At 41.5% G+C, this 17238-nt stretch carries 20 protein-coding genes; 11 read left to right on the top strand and 9 right to left on the bottom strand.

The window, feature by feature from the left end; all coding sequences use genetic code 11:
• Positions 1-21: 21 nt before the first annotated feature.
• Positions 22-111: a YjcZ family sporulation protein gene (locus M1D84_RS13990; RefSeq protein ID WP_017360317.1), complete on the top strand. Its 90-nt coding sequence runs from the start codon at positions 22-24 to the stop codon at positions 109-111.
• Between the two features lie 51 nt (positions 112-162).
• Here the strand turns inward: M1D84_RS13990 and M1D84_RS13985 are convergent, their stop codons facing one another.
• Complete coding sequence (locus tag M1D84_RS13985; protein WP_072368131.1) at positions 163-348, bottom strand: hypothetical protein; 186 nt, start codon at positions 346-348, stop codon at positions 163-165.
• Between the two features lie 82 nt (positions 349-430).
• Complete coding sequence (locus M1D84_RS13980) at positions 431-952, bottom strand: DUF3267 domain-containing protein (RefSeq protein WP_024425450.1); 522 nt, start codon at positions 950-952, stop codon at positions 431-433.
• A gap of 232 nt (positions 953-1184) precedes the next feature.
• On the opposite strand from M1D84_RS13980, the gene M1D84_RS13975 reads away from it, so the two are divergent.
• A complete protein-coding gene (locus M1D84_RS13975) occupies positions 1185-1529 on the top strand; it encodes a YhaI family protein (protein WP_024425451.1) in 345 nt (114 codons plus the stop codon).
• Here the strand turns inward: M1D84_RS13975 and M1D84_RS13970 are convergent.
• Both M1D84_RS13970 and M1D84_RS13965 read right to left on the bottom strand, forming a co-directional pair.
• The gene (locus tag M1D84_RS13970; protein ID WP_024425452.1) at positions 1507-2127 is read right to left on the bottom strand and encodes an HTH-type transcriptional regulator Hpr; all 621 of its coding nucleotides are present in this window, start codon (positions 2125-2127) and stop codon (positions 1507-1509) included. The two genes, M1D84_RS13975 and M1D84_RS13970, sit on opposite strands and share 23 nt — an antisense overlap.
• Positions 2128-2314: 187 nt before the next feature.
• Entirely contained in the window at positions 2315-2671 is a 357-nt protein-coding gene (locus M1D84_RS13965; RefSeq protein ID WP_024425453.1) for a YtxH domain-containing protein, read from the bottom strand.
• Between the two features lie 128 nt (positions 2672-2799).
• Between M1D84_RS13965 and M1D84_RS13960 the strand changes: the two genes are divergently transcribed.
• The gene (locus tag M1D84_RS13960; RefSeq protein ID WP_024425454.1) at positions 2800-2991 is read left to right on the top strand and encodes a hypothetical protein; all 192 of its coding nucleotides are present in this window, start codon (positions 2800-2802) and stop codon (positions 2989-2991) included.
• Positions 2992-3244: 253 nt separating this feature from the next.
• Here the strand turns inward: M1D84_RS13960 and M1D84_RS13955 are convergent, their stop codons facing one another.
• The 3 genes from M1D84_RS13955 to M1D84_RS13945 form a co-directional block, all read right to left on the bottom strand.
• A complete protein-coding gene (locus M1D84_RS13955; protein WP_024425455.1) occupies positions 3245-3763 on the bottom strand; it encodes a tryptophan transporter in 519 nt (172 codons plus the stop codon).
• Positions 3764-3890: 127 nt separating this feature from the next.
• Positions 3891-4970 carry a 3-phosphoserine/phosphohydroxythreonine transaminase gene (gene serC / locus M1D84_RS13950; protein WP_073204562.1) on the bottom strand — a complete coding sequence of 360 codons (1080 nt, stop codon included), beginning with the start codon at positions 4968-4970 and terminating at the stop codon, positions 3891-3893.
• A gap of 360 nt (positions 4971-5330) precedes the next feature.
• A complete protein-coding gene (locus M1D84_RS13945; RefSeq protein WP_024425457.1) occupies positions 5331-5759 on the bottom strand; it encodes an HIT family protein in 429 nt (142 codons plus the stop codon).
• Between the two features lie 486 nt (positions 5760-6245).
• Here M1D84_RS13945 and M1D84_RS13940 point away from each other — a divergent pair, with 486 nt between their 5' ends.
• The 3 genes from M1D84_RS13940 to M1D84_RS13930 are packed head-to-tail and all read left to right on the top strand — an operon-like array spanning position 6246 to position 8952.
• Complete coding sequence (locus tag M1D84_RS13940) at positions 6246-6986, top strand: ABC transporter ATP-binding protein (protein ID WP_034624026.1); 741 nt, start codon at positions 6246-6248, stop codon at positions 6984-6986.
• On the top strand, positions 6979-8199 hold the full coding sequence (locus M1D84_RS13935; protein ID WP_034624027.1) for an ABC transporter permease: 1221 nt from the start codon (positions 6979-6981) through the stop codon (positions 8197-8199). Before M1D84_RS13940 ends, M1D84_RS13935 begins: the two co-directional genes overlap by 8 nt.
• A 45-nt stretch (positions 8200-8244) precedes the next feature.
• Positions 8245-8952 (top strand): EcsC family protein, encoded by a 708-nt coding sequence (locus M1D84_RS13930; RefSeq protein ID WP_024425460.1) that lies wholly within the window; start codon positions 8245-8247, stop codon positions 8950-8952.
• A gap of 230 nt (positions 8953-9182) precedes the next feature.
• Here the strand turns inward: M1D84_RS13930 and M1D84_RS13925 are convergent, their stop codons facing one another.
• Entirely contained in the window at positions 9183-10370 is a 1188-nt protein-coding gene (locus M1D84_RS13925; RefSeq protein ID WP_024425461.1) for a M20 family metallopeptidase, read from the bottom strand.
• Between the two features lie 148 nt (positions 10371-10518).
• Here M1D84_RS13925 and M1D84_RS13920 point away from each other — a divergent pair, with 148 nt between their 5' ends.
• On the top strand, positions 10519-10806 hold the full coding sequence (locus tag M1D84_RS13920; protein WP_225315487.1) for a hypothetical protein: 288 nt from the start codon (positions 10519-10521) through the stop codon (positions 10804-10806).
• 65 nt (positions 10807-10871) lie between these two features.
• Here M1D84_RS13920 and M1D84_RS13915 read toward each other — a convergent pair whose 3' ends face one another.
• The gene (locus tag M1D84_RS13915) at positions 10872-11357 is read right to left on the bottom strand and encodes an antibiotic biosynthesis monooxygenase family protein (RefSeq protein ID WP_024425462.1); all 486 of its coding nucleotides are present in this window, start codon (positions 11355-11357) and stop codon (positions 10872-10874) included.
• A 127-nt stretch (positions 11358-11484) separates the two neighbouring features.
• On the opposite strand from M1D84_RS13915, the gene M1D84_RS13910 reads away from it, so the two are divergent.
• From M1D84_RS13910 to hemY, 4 genes are all read left to right on the top strand, one after another.
• Positions 11485-13620 carry a transglycosylase domain-containing protein gene (locus tag M1D84_RS13910; RefSeq protein WP_034624029.1) on the top strand — a complete coding sequence of 712 codons (2136 nt, stop codon included), beginning with the start codon at positions 11485-11487 and terminating at the stop codon, positions 13618-13620.
• Positions 13621-13745: 125 nt separating this feature from the next.
• The gene (gene hemE, locus M1D84_RS13905; protein WP_024425464.1) at positions 13746-14804 is read left to right on the top strand and encodes a uroporphyrinogen decarboxylase; all 1059 of its coding nucleotides are present in this window, start codon (positions 13746-13748) and stop codon (positions 14802-14804) included.
• A gap of 32 nt (positions 14805-14836) precedes the next feature.
• Positions 14837-15775, top strand: coding sequence for a ferrochelatase (gene hemH / locus M1D84_RS13900; RefSeq protein ID WP_024425465.1), 939 nt, complete (start codon positions 14837-14839; stop codon positions 15773-15775).
• Between the two features lie 22 nt (positions 15776-15797).
• Positions 15798-17210 carry a protoporphyrinogen oxidase gene (gene hemY / locus M1D84_RS13895; protein WP_044333704.1) on the top strand — a complete coding sequence of 471 codons (1413 nt, stop codon included), beginning with the start codon at positions 15798-15800 and terminating at the stop codon, positions 17208-17210.
• Positions 17211-17238 lie beyond the last annotated feature (28 nt).

Raw genomic sequence — 17238 nt, 5'->3', positions numbered from 1 at the left:
ACTGGCAGGAGGTGTTTTCACATGGGAGGAGAAGTCTTTGCTGGCGGTTTTGCACTAGTCGTCGTATTATTCATTTTATTGATCATCATCGGTGCATCTTGGATTTGCTAATTAAAATATACACAAAAAGCTGCCCTCAAACTGGCAGCTTTTGCTTTGATCTTAAATGGAAATGGTAATTTCAACAAATGATGAGATAAGTAAGATCAGTATTGATACATTGATAAAGCGAAACACCTTATCTTGCCGTTCTTCAGGAATCTCTCTGACAAGGCATAATGTATTAGTAAGCCTGTTTATTGAATACACAATAAACGCGGCAAAGACGATGAAGTAAAATAAAACTATCGGAGATCCCCCCTCTCTATGCTATTCCCATACTACATTACCAAATTTTTTATGAAAAAGATAGAAGTTGGCTTTAAAAACCTCATGATGAGGAAGTTTGGTCAACTAAAATATCAAACTCGTCTTGAGCTTGATCGATGATGCAGGATTTAGGTGCTTTGAGCAGCTTCCATGCAAATAAAAAGTCAGGCAAACAATAGCCTGCATGTATACTTGCGATGATGATAAAATAGTGTGCGTACATAGGAAACGCCACGCCTAACACAAAGTAAACCGGTGAGATGACACAAAACGGGCTGAGAAGTGAAAAAAGCATCACTTTCTTAGGCACGCGCTGCCAGCAATTTCGTTTCATCAATAGCGTCATTTTTTTCTTATTTTTCATCACTGGGATCAAGTGAACCACACGGTGGACAAGCAATGTCACAAGTAAGAGCACGGCAAAAAGCGGTGCGTTATGGCTGCTTAGCCTCGTTTCAGGATGAGTCAGTTGAAAACATAAAAATGCCATAATGAAAAAAAGGATAGCAAGACTTATGGCAGAAATCATCATTCTCGTATAACCATAATCCTTTTCAAGATTAATGGTCTTCCAACAATTCATTTTTCATCCTTCCAATCTAAAAATCGAATTGAATATCTCAAGATAATTTACTCTTCCTGAGGATAAAAATCAATGGTTTTGATGAAAAAAAATAAAATGGTGCCTTCATATGGAATAAAGAGAGGAAACTTTGGATTTTTCAAGAAAAAAGAACTGAAGGGGGAGGTTCGTCTCTTTCGTCAATGAGTAATTTCGGCTAAAATAGAAGGACTAAGAGAAAGAGGGAACGTACATGAGTATTGAGGAACGAATGAGCCAGCTTGAATATTATATGGAACTTTTATTGACGGCAGCCGATATGAGCCGTTATCCATATTATGCGTTATTGATCAGGCAGCGTGTATCGAAAGAAGAGGCAGAGGAAATTGAGCGTATTTGTGCTGAGCTTACAGAGGAAATGGATAAGCAAAAAGCACAAGGCTACGTCATGTTTGACGATCTCCTTGCGCTCTTTGCGGGACAGTTAATTGAAAAGCTGGATGTTCATGAGACGATATTTGCTTTGCATGATCAAGGGCTCTTTCAGCCGCTAATGAATGAATTTATAAAGATCATTAAACAATTTGATTTGTTTTAGACGCTTTTTCTGCTGCCTCAGCTGAGTTTTCAAGTTCCTCAGTCTTTTTTGTGACTTTTCCTTGCTCATTCAAAAAGTCCTTCTCAATGTTTGAAAACGATTTCTCAAAAATCTCCATGAAATCCTCACCATAAATGTTACGGATGATACACATCATTTCTAAAATCTCAGGGAACTTTCCGTAAATGTCATGAAGCGGCTGTGCGCCTTTGACAATACCAGTTCGGGCCGGGTCATAATCTTCGAGTAGTTTATGGAATGTCTCTTCGCCTTTTGGCGTTAGCTCAATATACGTATTGCGCTTATCGTTTAACTTTTTAGAAAATTTTAAAAATCCTCGTTCCTCCAGTTTCTTGGAGAAGTTAAACGCCGTTGATACATGCATGACGCCAAACTTTGCAATTTCTGATATTGAAGCTCCTTTTAATTGATACGCAATCCACAAAATATGATGTTCATTGATATTTAGGTTATACGGTTTGATCCACTGCTGCCAGTCCTTTTCAATGGATTTCCAAAGAGCTTTGCTCAATTGGGCCATTCTTTGACTGAATAAAAGTGCTTCTTTTACATCGAAAGGCTGTTCCGAATGATTCATCCATTTCACCTACTTCTCTTTTTCTTGTAATTCTATTATGCCAATAAAATAAAGATTAATAAAGCTGAAAATTCAAGAATTTTTAAAAGTCATGAAAAACATTGTCAAAATAACCTTTTTTCAACAAAAAAAGTGCGGGATACGCACCCCGCACACTTTTGTAAACGAATATTTTTTTGTGAGTATATTAGTTTTGTAAGGTTTTCTCCAGTTGTTTGAGCTTTTCCTCAATTTCCTGAATTTCCTTTTGTAAGTCCTGCTGATGAGGTTTGATTTCTTCGCGCCATTGCTGAATCGATGTTTGCAATTCAGACCCGACTTCTTTAATCACCTCTGCGCTTTCTTTTGCTGTTTCCACAATTTGCTCTTTTAAAGCTTGTCCATCTCTTTTTAATTTTGTCAGCGTATCTTCGAATTTGTCATAGCCGTCTTTCACTTTTCCGCGCACATCTCTGCCAGAAGAGGGAGTCGTCAGGAGCACTGCCGCACCTCCGAGGAGACCGCCTACAAATAATCCTGTTAATAAAGAACGTCCACTAGCCATTCAAATCACCTCTAGTCAAATTTTACACATTCGCATGTTCTCTCTGAGCTGATGATCAGCTTCATTGAACTTCCATACATAGCTTGCTTTATTTTAGCATACTTTTGAAGAAAAGGGAGGGGAGAAGGTTGTCTGTCTTTCTGTTCGTTTTTATGTGTATCGTCATCGTTTTTACAGGTGGTTCTATTCATTATGCAAGACAGCTTGGGTATGCAGGGTCTTATCCGCCAAAACATGTTTTAAAGCAAAAAGCACTTGTGTGTGCGGCTGGTGCAGGAATTTCGCTCCTCATTTTGCTGCTGACCCTTTTTCTTTTATAAAAGCATGAAAAAAACCTCTTCATCTATCATGAAGAGGTTCCAGCGTGTAGACAAACCCTCGCATTCTTTGTCAGTCCTGCGTGCTGGTGCTCACGAATATCAAATTCGCTCCGCGCCAGTACTCGTCCTTCCTAGACTTCAAAGGTTTTCTATCACGCTGAAAAGAAGACAAAGGGCTAAAATCAAGATCATTTTAGCCCTTTGTCAACAATCTGAAACCTCTTCATCTACCATGAAGAGGTTCGGTTATTCGTTAAGCAACTTCTATCATTCTTGCACGTCTCAGAATGGACTGAGCAATTGGGAAGACAAATACCATAGCGATGGTATTAATCACGGCTGCTGGCAGGACAACACCCACAAGAAGTGCCGGTAATGCAGCTGGCAGTCCAGTGATCAGTAAAGCGGCAGATAAGAAAATCACGCCGGATACGATGGTTCCAATCGCAGTTAATACAGCGGTCAGCACGACTTTGTTCTTTATCTTCAAGCAAGATAAGAAAAGGGCTAAGAAGATAAAGGCTGTCACTGGCTTATCAATCATATTCGGAATTTGTCCGCCTGGGAATCCCGTTGTTAATGCAGAAATCACGCCAGTCACTAGCGCAATCACGACAACATGCTGTACCTTTGGGAAAAGGATGATGCTTAAAAACATCATGACCAGCATCATATCAGGTTTCATTCCGAAAAAGATGGGCGGGAAAATCGTATGCAAGACAGCTCCCATTGCTGCAAGCAATGACATAATCACTAATTCTTTTGTTTTCATTTCTATGCTCTCCTCTGCTAAGCTCTTATAGGACTCTCCAATAATATGGCTCATCATTTATTGCAAGAGTCATGACTTTATATTTCTCGTTATTATAACAAATTTATTTCCCTATAGAAAAGCCTTTTTACTCATTTTCTTGCTGGAACTTTTTCATAAAGTCCGCAAGCTTTTGGCAGTCTTCAATTGAGACCGCATTGTAAATAGATGCTCTGCATCCACCGACAGAACGGTGGCCGGCAAGTCCAACCATTTGCTCTTGCTTTGCTTTTTCCACAAAGGAAGAAGTAAGTGCATCATCGCGAAGAGTAAAGGTGACATTCATATGTGAACGGCTGTCAGCGCGCGCATGTCCTTGATAAAAGCCGCCGCTTTGATCAATGGTATCATAGAGAATACCTGCTTTTTGTTCATTGCGTTTTTCCGCTGCTTCTACACCGCCAGCTTGTTTGACATGCTCAAGGACAAGTGACAGCATATAAATCGCAAAAGTCGGTGGTGTATGATAAAGAGAATTGGCTTTTGCGTGTGTTGAATATTTTAATATTTTCGGCGTGCTGCTTTTCTCTTTCTCTAATAAACGTTTGCGTGCAATCACAATCGTGATACCTGAAGGCCCTAGGTTTTTTTGTGCCCCAGCATAGATGAGATCAAATGAAGAAACGTCTATTTTTTTGCTGAGAATATCACTGGACATATCCGCAATGAGCGGGAGTGACGTTTTCGGGAACGTTTTCCATTGAGTGCCGAAGATCGTATTGTTCGATGTGATGTGTAAGTAAGCACCATCTGTTAAACCGGAAGTATCTACTTCTGGAATATACGAGTAGTTGTCATCTTCACTTGAAGCAAGCACAGATGTCTGACCAAACCCTTTTGCTTCTGACAATGCTTTTTCTGACCAAGCGCCTGTTTGAATGAAATGAGCTGTTTCGCCTTCATGTAAGAAGTTCATAGGAATCATCGCAAATTGAAGACTAGCTCCGCCTTGTAAAAAGAGGACTTCATAATCTTCTGGAATGTCCATCAGTTCCACCAAAAGCGCTTTTGCTTTATTGTGGACTTCTTCATATTCACCGCTGCGATGAGAAAGCTCCATCACAGACATCCCAGTTTGTTTAAAATCAACAAGTTCTTCCTGTGCTTTTTGAAGCACTTCTAGCGGCAGTGCCGCCGGACCAGCATTAAAATTTGTCGTTCGCTTCATCACAATCTCTCCCTATTTCTCGCGTTAATGGATCAAAAGATAAAACCATCCTATCACAAATTTGAAGCATTTGGACAAAAAATTTGAATCGTTCAAAATATCTTACTATTAGGGAGATGGAAGCAATGAAAAAGGGGCAAAAATAAGAAAAACCTCATCTGTTAAGATGAGGTACAGATTGTTGACAAAGGGCTAAAATGATCTTTATTTTAGCCCTTTGTCTTCTTTTCAGCGTGAAAGAAAACTTTTGAAGTCTAGGAAGCTCGAGCACTGGAACGGAGCGAATTTGACATTCGTGAGCACCAGCGCGCAGAGCTGACAACGAATGCGAGGGTTTGTCTACACGCTGAACCTCACCTGTTAAGATGAGGTAAGCCGCGTGTGGATAGCAGAAGAAATGTCTTTTAAATCCTCTGACGTGTATTGATCTTGGTGTGATTTCCATACGGCACCAAAGCCATCGCCTTTTCCGTAGCGCGGAATGATATGCATATGGTAATGGAACACCGATTGACCGGCTTTTTCACCATTGTTGTTCAGGAGGTTTAACCCAATTGGTTCAAACTCCTGTTTGATCGCCCTTGCAATTTTCGGAATCGCTTGGAAGTAGTGGTTAGACACTTCTGGTGTCATCTCATAGATGTTTTCTTTATGTATTTTCGGGATTACAAGGGTATGTCCTTTTGTTACTTGGCTGATATCAAGAAAAGCCAATACATGCTCGTCTTCATATACTTTTGCACATGGAATGTCTCCATCAATGATCTTGCAAAAAATGCAGTCGCTCAAGCCATGTCACTCCTCATTATTTTTCCTTTATCGTATCACAAAAAGAAGCAAAAAAGAAAACAGGACAAGCGAACTCCTTTGGTCGCTCATCCTGCTCCTGCAGAAGAAATGCTGATGCTTTCATTCGAATGCCTTTTGAATTCTCTATTTACTGAAATAAAGAATTCATGTGCCTGCTATTTCTGCCGTAAACACCTCATTTGACGTTTTGGTTTGTCGAATACATATTGTATAGGACACAAAAATCAAGAATCAGTGAAGCAAAACAGAAGCTAAGGTTTTTAGATGAAAAACCAACTTGTCATGCGGTTCTTTGCCTTTAACAAACACCTCATTTACTTATTGGTCATCAAGTTCATTTCTTCTACATACATTATGATGACCAAAGCGCCTATTTTTTATTCATGACTCGTCTATAGGTAAACATTTCAAATTATCATTCGTTTTTGTTACTATAAAGGAAAAAAGAAAGAAAGGAACGAATTCATGTCCCTTCTCACTGTAAAAGATGTAACGGGCGGATATACGAAGAATCCCGTTCTAAAAAATATTTCATTTGAATTAGAAAGAAATCAAATCGTCGGTCTCATTGGCTTAAACGGGGCGGGGAAAAGTACAACCATCCGCCATATTATCGGGCTCATGAAACCGCATAAAGGTGTCATTGAATTGAATGGACGAACCCTTCAAGACGACCAAGAGGCGTATCGTTCACAATTTACATTTATTCCTGAAACACCTGTTTTATATGAAGAATTAACGTTAAAAGAGCATTTAGAGCTGACAGCGATGGCTTACGGTCTATCAAAGGAACAATTAGACGAACGCCTGCCATCATTGCTGAAAGAATTTCGAATGGAGAAAAGGCTGAAATGGTTCCCTGCTCATTTTTCAAAAGGAATGAAGCAGAAGGTCATGATTATGTGTGCATTCCTTGTGGAACCAGAGCTGTATATCATCGATGAACCTTTTTTAGGGCTTGATCCTCTTGCGATCAATGCACTGCTTGAACGGATGAATGCTGCGAAGAAAAGCGGCGCTAGTGTCCTGATGTCAACGCATATTTTGGCGACAGCTGAACGCTATTGTGATTCCTTCATTATTTTGCACGAAGGGGAAATCAGAGCGAAAGGAACACTGACAGAGCTGAGAGAACAGTTCAATATGAGAGATGCGACACTCGATGATCTTTATTTGGAATTAACAAAGGAAGAAAGCTATGAGTAAAACAACGCAAACCATTTGGAAATCAAGATTAGAGGAACACGTACAAGAAACAAGAAAATACTTAAAATACATGTTCAACGATCATCTTGTCATTGTGCTCATTTTTTTCCTTGCAGGCGGAGCAAGCTGGTACAGCAGCTGGCTCAAACATATTCCGGCTACCTTCCCATCCTACTGGGTGATGGCAGTTGTTTTCTCATTAGTACTTACAAGCTCATACGTACGTACGTTGATTAAAGAAGCCGATCTCGTGTTTTTGCTTCCTTTGGAAGGGAAGATGGAGCCTTACTTAAAACAAGCGTTTAACTTTAGCTTCATTTCTCAGCTGTTTCCTCTCATTGCTGTATCCATTGTCGCACTTCCGCTTTATTCGGCGGTGTCTTCAGGAGGCATCACGGGGTATGTGCTAATACTGGCGCAAATGATCTTAATAAAGGGCCTTAATACAGCCATTCAATGGAGAATCACTTATTTTCAAGGAAAACACGTAAGATGGCTCGATGCAGCCCTTCGTTTTCTATTGAATATGTTGTTGATCTACACCGTTTTACAGGCAGCCTATGCGATTGCAATCGTTTTTTATATTATCTACGGTATCTATCTCGTCTACTTAACAAATGCAGTGAAAAAACAGCCCTTTCAATGGGAAATGCATATTTCTGATGAATTAAAACGGAAGCAGCGCTTTTATCGTTTGGCCAACTTATTTACCGATGTGCCTCACTTAAAGAAACAGGTGAAAAGAAGAGCATACATGGACTGGCTTATGAAGTTTGTTCCTTACGATCAGCGTAAAACTTTTTCTTATATGTATGTGAGGGCGTTTGTACGCTCAAATGACTATTTTGGTCTCGTGTTTAGATTAACGGCCGTGTTTGTCCTAATTATTTTGTATACAGGTGCAGCAGGGTGGGTGGGTGCGCTGCTTGTCTTGTTCACGGTATTTATCACAGGTGTACAGCTTGTGCCGTTAACGAAGCACTTTGCTCATCTTTCATTACAGGCACTTTATCCAGTTTCTCATAAAGAAAAGGATCGAAGCTTTTTTGTTCTCGTCCGTAATGTGCTCATCATCCAATCGATATTGCTGAGCTGTGCGGTACTTTCAGCAGGGGGCTGGCAGGGAAGCGGACTTGCCCTTCTCATTTCTGTAGCGTTTGTGCTTGTCCTCTTTAAGCCTTACGTACAAAGCAGGTTAAAAAAGATGAGATAAGTGGAGATTACAGCGAGCGTATGATGACATCAAGGAGGGGACCGGATGAATGCAGCTGAACGGGAGTTGTATGAAGAAGCCATTCTTTTTCAAACACGTTTTTTAAGAAAACCTTCAAAGATCGAACGGTTTTCAAAAGGAGTTCAGCAGCAGGTGAACCGCCGAATTCCTGCCAGGTTTCATCAAGTCATCACAAGTGCAGTCAAAACAATGGTTGAATCCACCGTATCAGGATCACACTTTACTTCATTTTCAGTGATTGATGAACAATTATCTATTGTAGAACGAAATGAACTGGCAAAGGATAAAGTGAAGTATTACCAAAAGGCGGCTGCTATCGAAGGGATTGGAACAGGTGCAGGCGGTTTATTCCTCGGTATGGCAGACTTTCCGCTGCTGCTGAGCATAAAGATGAAATGCCTTTATGAGCTGGCGTGTATTTATGGCTTTGATTTATCTCAAAAGGAGGAAAGACTCTTTTTGCTCTGTATATTTCAGCTCGCCTTTTCCAGCAGTGCCCATCGTCAAAAAATGATGAAGATCATAGATGATTGGGAAACGAGCCGCGAGGAAATGGATTGGTACAGCTTTCAGCAGGAGTATCGAGATTACATTGATCTTGTAAAGCTGTTTCAATTAATGCCGGTCGTCGGAGCCGCTGTTGGCGGGGTGGCAAATCATCAGCTGACAGGACAGCTCGGAGAGGTTGCACGCCATGTGTTTCACTTGCGAATATTGAAAGAAATGAAATAGAAAAACCGCTGATGACAGCGGCTTTAGATTGTTGACAAAGGGCTAAAATAATCTTTATTTTAGCCCTTTGTCTTCTTTTCAGCACAGCGTGATAGAAAACCTTTGCAGTCTAGGAAGGACGAGCAGCGGAGCGGAGCGAATTTGACATTCGTGAGCACCGGAGCGCAGACCTGACACCGAATGCGAGGGTTTGTCTACACGCTGAAACCGCTGATGACAGCGGCTTTTTTTTATTCATTGTAGGAAAGAACGGCGTTAGCGAGAACCTTTGCTGCGATAGGCATTGCTTTTTCGTTGATATCAAACTTTGGATGATGATGTGGATACACGTCCTGGCTGTTTTCGGGCATGGCGCCTGTGTAGAAGAAGGTACCAGGGACATGCTGAAGGTAGTAAGCAAAGTCTTCTCCGCCCATTTGGGTTTCCGCTTCTTTTACTTCTGTGACACCTTCTGTCTGGTTTGCGATGCCAGCAATATATTCAGTCGGCTTTGGATGGTTTTTGACAGCTGGGTATCCTCTTACGTATTCATATGTGTAGGCAGCATCATGCATCTGGCATACCCCTTTTACCACCTGTTCAATTTCTCGTTCGATGATATGCCGTGCACTTTCTTCAAAGGATCGTGCAGTACCCGTTAAAACAGCTGAATCTGCAATAACGTTAAAGGCATTCTCCGCTACAAAACCTCCAACAGAAACAACAGCAGAATCAATTGGATTGACTTTACGTGCAACGACTTGCTGCAGGTTTGCGACGATTTGTGAACCGATGAGTACGGCATCTTTGGTTAAATGAGGCTGGGCGCCGTGTCCGCCTTTCCCTTGGACTTGAATGGAGAAACGATCGGCCGCTGCCATAAAGTTCCCGCTTTTATAAAGAATCGTGCCACAAGGCTCTGAAGACCAAAGGTGCGTACCAAATATCACATCGACCCCGTCTAAACAGCCGTCTTCAATCATTGGTTTTGCACCGCCGGGAGCATATTCCTCGGCATGCTGATGAATGAGGACGATCTTTCCTTTTAATTGATCACGATGCGTATGCAAGACTTTTGCTAATACAAGAAGTGTCGCAGTATGCCCATCGTGACCGCACGCATGCATCACACCAGGCTTTGTTGATTTGTAAGGTACATCTTTTTCATCGTGGATGGGAAGTGCATCAAAATCAGCTCTGAGGGCAATGGTTGGTCCCGGAGAAGCTCCTTCAATAAAAGCGAGTACGCCATGACCGCCCACCTTGGTGCGCGTAGGTATTTGTAATGTATCATAGTAGCTGGCGATGAAAGCGGCTGTTTCTTCTTCCTGAAAAGAAAGTTCAGGATTCATATGGAGATGGCGTCTAATTTCAACCATTTCCTCATAATGTTCATCAAGACGTTCATTGATGCTTTTTTGTAAAGTGGATATTGTCATTGAATCGAAAACCTCCTTCATGCTCTTTTACTGATTGTATGGTAATTGTTAGAATCTTTCAACAGAAGAGGATTTCGTGGTCAGTATCAAAAGGTCATTTTACATAAAAGTCGAAGTTGATATGAAGTAGGGAAAGGGAGGAGTAGCGTTGGGAAGCTGTCCAAATTGTTCAAAAACATTTTCTTTCGTCGAAAAATTTCATTTATCACATACGAAAATGATGATGTGTCCAAGCTGCCGGCATCAAATCAAAGAAACCTTTGTCTCAAAAATGAGTTTTTTTATGATCTGCTTGATTCCACTATTGGTGCTGCTGATTCAATTGAAAGGTGCTTCACCTATGTTGAAGTGGCCGGTCTTATTAGGGTGGATATTGCTGAATTTCTATGTGCTTCAGCCGATCATTCATCGGTACGAGCTGAAATCAAGTTCATAAAATGAAGAGCCCAGGCGACTGGGCTTTTTTTGATGAAAAAAAGAAGTGCTGAGAGCAGCACTTCCTTAATTGTCTGTGACGGCATGGTAGGATGTGAGGTAAGCTGGACGAGAGAAAATGGAGCCTGTATCTTCGTGTGGCTGAAAGAATGCTTCTGATTCTTGAAAGTCTTGAAATAAGTCCTCTGATTCCCAAAGTGTCAAAATCAAATAAACTTCTTCATCTTTTTGAGGTCTTAAAACGCGAATAGCCTGGAAGCCGCGCTGATGTTCTGAGATGTTCGTCTTTTTCTGAAAGGTGGATTCAAACAGTGCTCTGCTTTCAAGCTTAACAGGGATATGATTCAAGGTGACGAAACCAGATTGGACAAGCTCGCCTTTCGCATAAATCACATCATAGGCATGAGGGGCTTTAAATACAGTCTCACCCTCCGTTTCATGAAAAAGAGCTGCTTGTTCTTTTCCGACCATATAAAGCAGATTTTCCAGATGGTGTTTCTTTGCGATTTTATGCAAAAAATCTGCTGTTCCATATGTAATATAAAAATTCATCTAAACCGCCTCCTGCTTGATAGTATAACAAAAGAATGATATATAATTCTTTGGCAGTCAATCCATAAAACATATTATGAAGCAATACATCCCATACTATCCGTATAAAGGAATGAGGTGACCTAATTTGAAGAAAAAGAAGATAATCATTCCATTAGTCATTGCAGGAAGTACAATCGTACTCTCATTCATTGGCTATCTGACGATTTTATTTTTAGGACATTATGTCATAGATGAAAAGAAGCTTGTTTTTCACGCTTCCTCCAAAATCATTGATCAGAATGGAAAAGAACTCACAAGCATGTATTCAGAAAATCGGGACCCTGTGTCATTAAAAGAGGTGCCTGATAAAGTAGCAAAAGCTTTTGTGGCTGTCGAGGACAAGCGTTTTTATGAGCATCACGGAATTGATGCACAGTCTATTTCAAGGGCGGTTTATCGAGATATATTAGCAGGAGGGAAGGTAGAGGGCGGCAGTACAATTACCCAGCAGCTCGCAAAAAATATTTTTCTCACAAATGATAAAACCTTTCTTCGAAAAACGAAAGAAGTCATTATTGCCATTAATTTAGAGAGAGATTATTCAAAGGATAAGCTGCTAGAGATGTATTTGAATCAGCTTTACTTTGGCCATGGTGTTTATGGTATTCAGGCAGCAGCCAATTATTATTTTAGTAAGGATGTGAAAGATTTAACGGTCAGCGAAGGTGCCACACTCGCTGCGATGCCAAAGGCACCATCTTCTTACTCGCCTGTTTTACACCCTGATAAAAATAAACAGAGGCGGGACACCATCCTGAATTTAATGAACGAACAAGGATATTTGTCTTCAACAGAAACAGTAGAAGCAAAAGGGAGAACACTAGGCATTCATTTAAAAAAGAAATCAGAAACGCCTTGGGTGGACAGCTATGTTGATCTCATTATTAAAGAAGCAGAATCAGAGTATGCCATTTCGCATGAACAATTGCTTCAAGGCGGCTATACCATTACAGTTCCGATTGATATGAATCTGCAAAAAACCGCTTATGATGCGATGAAGAACAACCGTTATTTCCCGGGAAAAAGCGGTTCTCCGGAAGGCAGCGCCGTATTCATTGATAACGAGTCTGGTGGAGTGAAAGCAGCCATCGGGGGACGAGAATATCAGGCAAGAGGCTACAACAGGGTGACAGCTGTTAGGCAGCCGGGATCTGTTTTTAAGCCGATCGCAGTCTACGGCCCGGCAATGCAGGAGAAAAAATTCAGACCTTATTCACTGCTTGAAGACAAAGAAAAAAGCTATGACGGCTATTCACCTAAGAATTACGATGGGCAGTATGAAGACAGGGTCACAATGGTGGAAGCCCTCATGAAAAGTAAAAATACCGCTGCTGTGTGGACATTAAGCCAGCTGGGCATTGATACGTCGAAATCATATCTCGAGAAAATGGGGATAGATATCTCGGATAAAGGCTTAGCTATTGCACTTGGCGGTTTAGAAAAAGGAGTTTCTCCATTACAGATCGCTGGAGCCCTTCATACTTTTGCAAATGAAGGTGTATATAAAAAGCCTTTCTTTATTCAAAAAATCACCAATGATGAAGGAGAAACTGTAGAAAAGAATCGTAGTCAGCAAGAACGAGTATTTAGTGTGCAGAATGCTTGGAATATGACAAGAATGCTCCAGCAAGTCGTCAAGGGCGGAACAGCCCAGAGCGGTTCATACGCTGGAGATTTAGCAGGTAAGACAGGTACGACCACATATTCAGGTGTGAAAGGTGCAACAAAGGATGCTTGGTTTGCCGGCTATACGCCTAGTACAACGGGTGCAATTTGGATGGGGTATGACAAAACAGATAACAGCCACTATTTAACTGGAGGCAGTCAATACCCTGTGCAGCTGTTTAAAGATATTTTAACAGCAGCTCAAATCACCAATGAAACGTTTGAAAAACCAGAGGGGATTAAAGAGCTCGAGTCGCCCATCCATTTAGAGGGATTATCAGGATTTGAAGCTCGCTATGCGTTTAAAATCAAAGGCTTGTTTACATTAGAGCTGTCTTGGGACAATCAGGAGGATAAACGCATTGAATACCGCATCTATGAAAAGAGAAATGGAAGCGAGACGCTGATCGACACAGTGACAGGCGTGGACAGCTATACAATGCCGTATGCCAATGTATTTTCAAATGCAGAGTATAAGGTTGTTCCATATAATACCCAAACGCAAGAAGAAGGAGAAGGCAGTCCATATGTCAAGCCAGAGGCTTTTGGACGTTAATATTCGGCGATTTTTTGAACATTGAGCCGCTTTAGTATACCGTGCCTTGAAAAAACGGTATAGTAAAAGCAGGTTTGAGCCTTGTACAAAAAGAGAGTATAAGGCGAAAGGTGGAATGAAAGGTAATGGGAAAAACGAAGGTTTTTAATGACACGTTCTTAAAGGCGTGTAAAGGGGAAAAAACAGACCATGTACCAGTGTGGTATATGAGACAGGCAGGACGCTCACAGCCTGAATATCGTGCCCTTAAAGAAAAATACGGGCTATTTGAAATTACGCATCAGCCAGAGTTATGTGCTTATGTAACAAGACTTCCTGTAGAACAATATGGTGTAGATGCCGCTATTTTATATAAAGATATTATGACCCCGCTTCCGGCTATTGGAGTGGACGTAGAAATTAAAAATGGAATTGGACCTGTGATTGATGCACCGATTCGATCTAAAGCAGATATTGAACGTCTTGGGGAACTTCATCCTGAAGAAGACCTGCCATATGTGCTTGATACCATTCAGCTTTTAACGAAGGAGCAGCTGAATGTTCCGCTTATCGGTTTTGCTGGCGCACCATTTACGATGGCAAGCTATATGATTGAAGGCGGTCCATCTAAAAATTATCATAAAACAAAGGCGCTGATGTACAGTGATCCTGAGGCGTGGATGCTGCTCATGAACAAGTTAGCTGATATGACGATCACGTACATACGTGCGCAGGTAAAAGCCGGGGTCAGTGCATTTCAAATTTTCGACTCATGGGTTGGCGCTTTAAATGCAGCAGATTACCGGACATTCATTAAGCCTGTCATGCAGCGAATTTTCACAGAGCTGAAGTCTGAAAACGTCCCAATGATCATGTATGGAGTTGGTGCAAGCCATTTAGCGAAAGATTGGCATGACCTGCCGCTTGATGTGGTTGGACTGGATTGGCGTATGAGTGTAGACGAAGCAAGAAAAGAAGGGCTCACAAAAACGTTACAGGGGAACCTTGATCCAACTATTTTACTTGCTCCTTGGGAAGTCATTGAAGAGAGAGCAAAAGATATTTTAGATCAAGGAATGAAATCAGATCACTTTATCTTTAACTTAGGTCATGGGGTATTTCCAGATGTTTCACCAGATACGTTAAAGAAGCTGACAGATTTTATTCACGATTATTCAGCGAAACATAAAAAATCATCCATCTAAACTATTTCAAATGATCTGAAGGAGTGTTGGTTGTGGAGAAAAAGAAAATGGGACTTCTTGTCATGGCATATGGCACCCCATATAAAGAAGAAGATATTGAGCGTTATTATACACATATCCGCAGAGGCAGAAAGCCGGAGCCAGAGATGCTGCAAGATTTGAAGGATCGCTACAAGGCAATCGGCGGTATTTCTCCTTTATCAAAAATTACCGAACAGCAGGCAAATGGTTTGTGTGATCATTTGAACGACATCCAAGACGACATTGAATTTCATGTCTACATTGGCTTAAAGCATATTGAGCCGTTCATTGAGGATGCAGTTGCAGAGATGCACAAGGACGGCATCACAGAAGCAGTGAGTATTGTTCTTGCGCCGCATTTTTCAACCTTTAGCGTGAAATCGTATAACAAGCGTGCACAAGATGAGGCAGACAAGCTTGGCAATCTGAAGATGACGTCTGTGGAAAGCTGGTACGATGAGCCGAAGTTTGTGGACTATTGGGTGAAACAAGTGAAGGATACGTATGCATCAATGAGTGAAGAGGAAAGAGAATCAGCCGTACTCATTGTGTCTGCACACAGCCTTCCTGAAAAGATTATTGCAGCAGGAGATCCATATCCTGATCAGCTCGCACAATCTGCCAAAATGATTGCAGAAGGTGCAGGAATTGAACATTATGAAATTGGCTGGCAAAGCGAAGGCAACACGCCTGATCCATGGCTTGGACCAGACGTTCAAGACTTAACACGGGACCTATTCGAACAAAAAGGCTATAAAACGTTCGTATATGTGCCTGTTGGGTTTGTCGCTGACCATCTTGAAGTGTTATACGACAACGATTATGAATGTAAAGTCGTGACAGATGAAATCGGTGCAGCCTACTATCGACCAGAAATGCCAAATGCGAAACCAGCATTTATTGATGCCCTCGCAACTGTCGTATTAAAGAAGCTTGACGAAAGCAAGTAATTATATAAAAGAAGGCGATCCTATGCATGACAATCAAAAACACCTTGTCATCATTGGCGGTGGCATCACTGGTTTAGCCGCCGCCTTCTATTTGGAAAAGGAAGTCGAAGAAAAAGGTCTTCCCATTCAAATATCTCTTATTGAAGCGAGCCCTAGGCTAGGTGGAAAAATCCAAACATTATATAAAGACGGCTACATCATTGAACGTGGACCTGATTCATTTTTAGAAAGAAAGGTCAGTGGACCGCAGCTGGCGAAGGATGTGGGTCTCGCAGATCAGCTCGTCAATAATGAAACAGGGCAGGCATATGTACTAGTCAATGAAACCCTTCACCCGATGCCAAAAGGCGCTGTCATGGGTATTCCAACTCAAATCAGCCCATTCATCACAACCGGTCTTTTTTCAGTTGCAGGAAAAGCGAGAGCCGCAATGGATTTCGTCTTGCCAAAAAGCAAGCAAACAGAAGATCAGTCGCTCGGTGAATTTTTTAGAAGACGTGTCGGTGATGAAGTAGTTGAGAATTTAATCGAACCTCTTCTATCAGGCATTTATGCAGGTGACATTGACCGTCTCAGCTTAATGTCCACCTTCCCGCAGTTTTATCAAACAGAACAAAAGCATCGCAGTTTGATTCTTGGGATGAAAAAATCACAGCAGCATGCGAAAGCGCAGCAAGTGACAGCGAAAAAACAAGGGCAGTTCCAAACGATCAATCAAGGACTTCAAGCGCTTGTTGAAGCAGTAGAAAGCAAGCTCAAGCTGACAACGATTTATAAAGGGACAAAAGTGAAGCAGATTGAAAAAACAGATGGGGGCTACGGTGTGCAGTTAGACAGCGGTCAAACGCTTTTTGCTGATTCAGCCATTGTGACAACTCCGCATCAATCGATCTATTCCATGTTTCCAAAAGAAGCGGGGCTTGAGTACTTGCATGATATGACATCTACTTCTGTTGCAACGGTTGCACTCGGTTTTAAAGAAGAGGATGTTCATAATGAATATGACGGTACTGGTTTTGTCATCTCAAGAAACAGTGATTTCTCTATTACAGCCTGTACGTGGACGAACAAAAAATGGCCGCATACAGCTCCTAAAGGAAAAACGCTATTGCGTGCTTATGTAGGGAAGGCTGGCGACGAATCAATTGTCGAGCAGTCAGACCATCAAATCGTCAGCATTGTGCTGGAGGATTTGAAGAAAATTATGGATATTAAAGCAGATCCAGAACTGACGACAGTGACTCGCTGGAAGACGAGCATGCCGCAATATCACGTCGGTCATCAAAAAGCCATTTCGAACATGCGAGAAACGTTTAAGCAATCATATCCTGGTGTTTATATCACAGGTGCTGCTTTTGAAGGTGTCGGAATCCCTGATTGTATTGATCAAGGAAAAGCGGCCATTTCAGAGGCTGTATCTTATCTATTTTCATAAAATAAACTCCCTTTTCTATCAAGGAAAG

The sequence above is a fragment of the Bacillus sp. PK5-006 genome (assembly GCF_054161415.1).
This window is presented reverse-complemented; position numbering and strand designations above follow the sequence as displayed.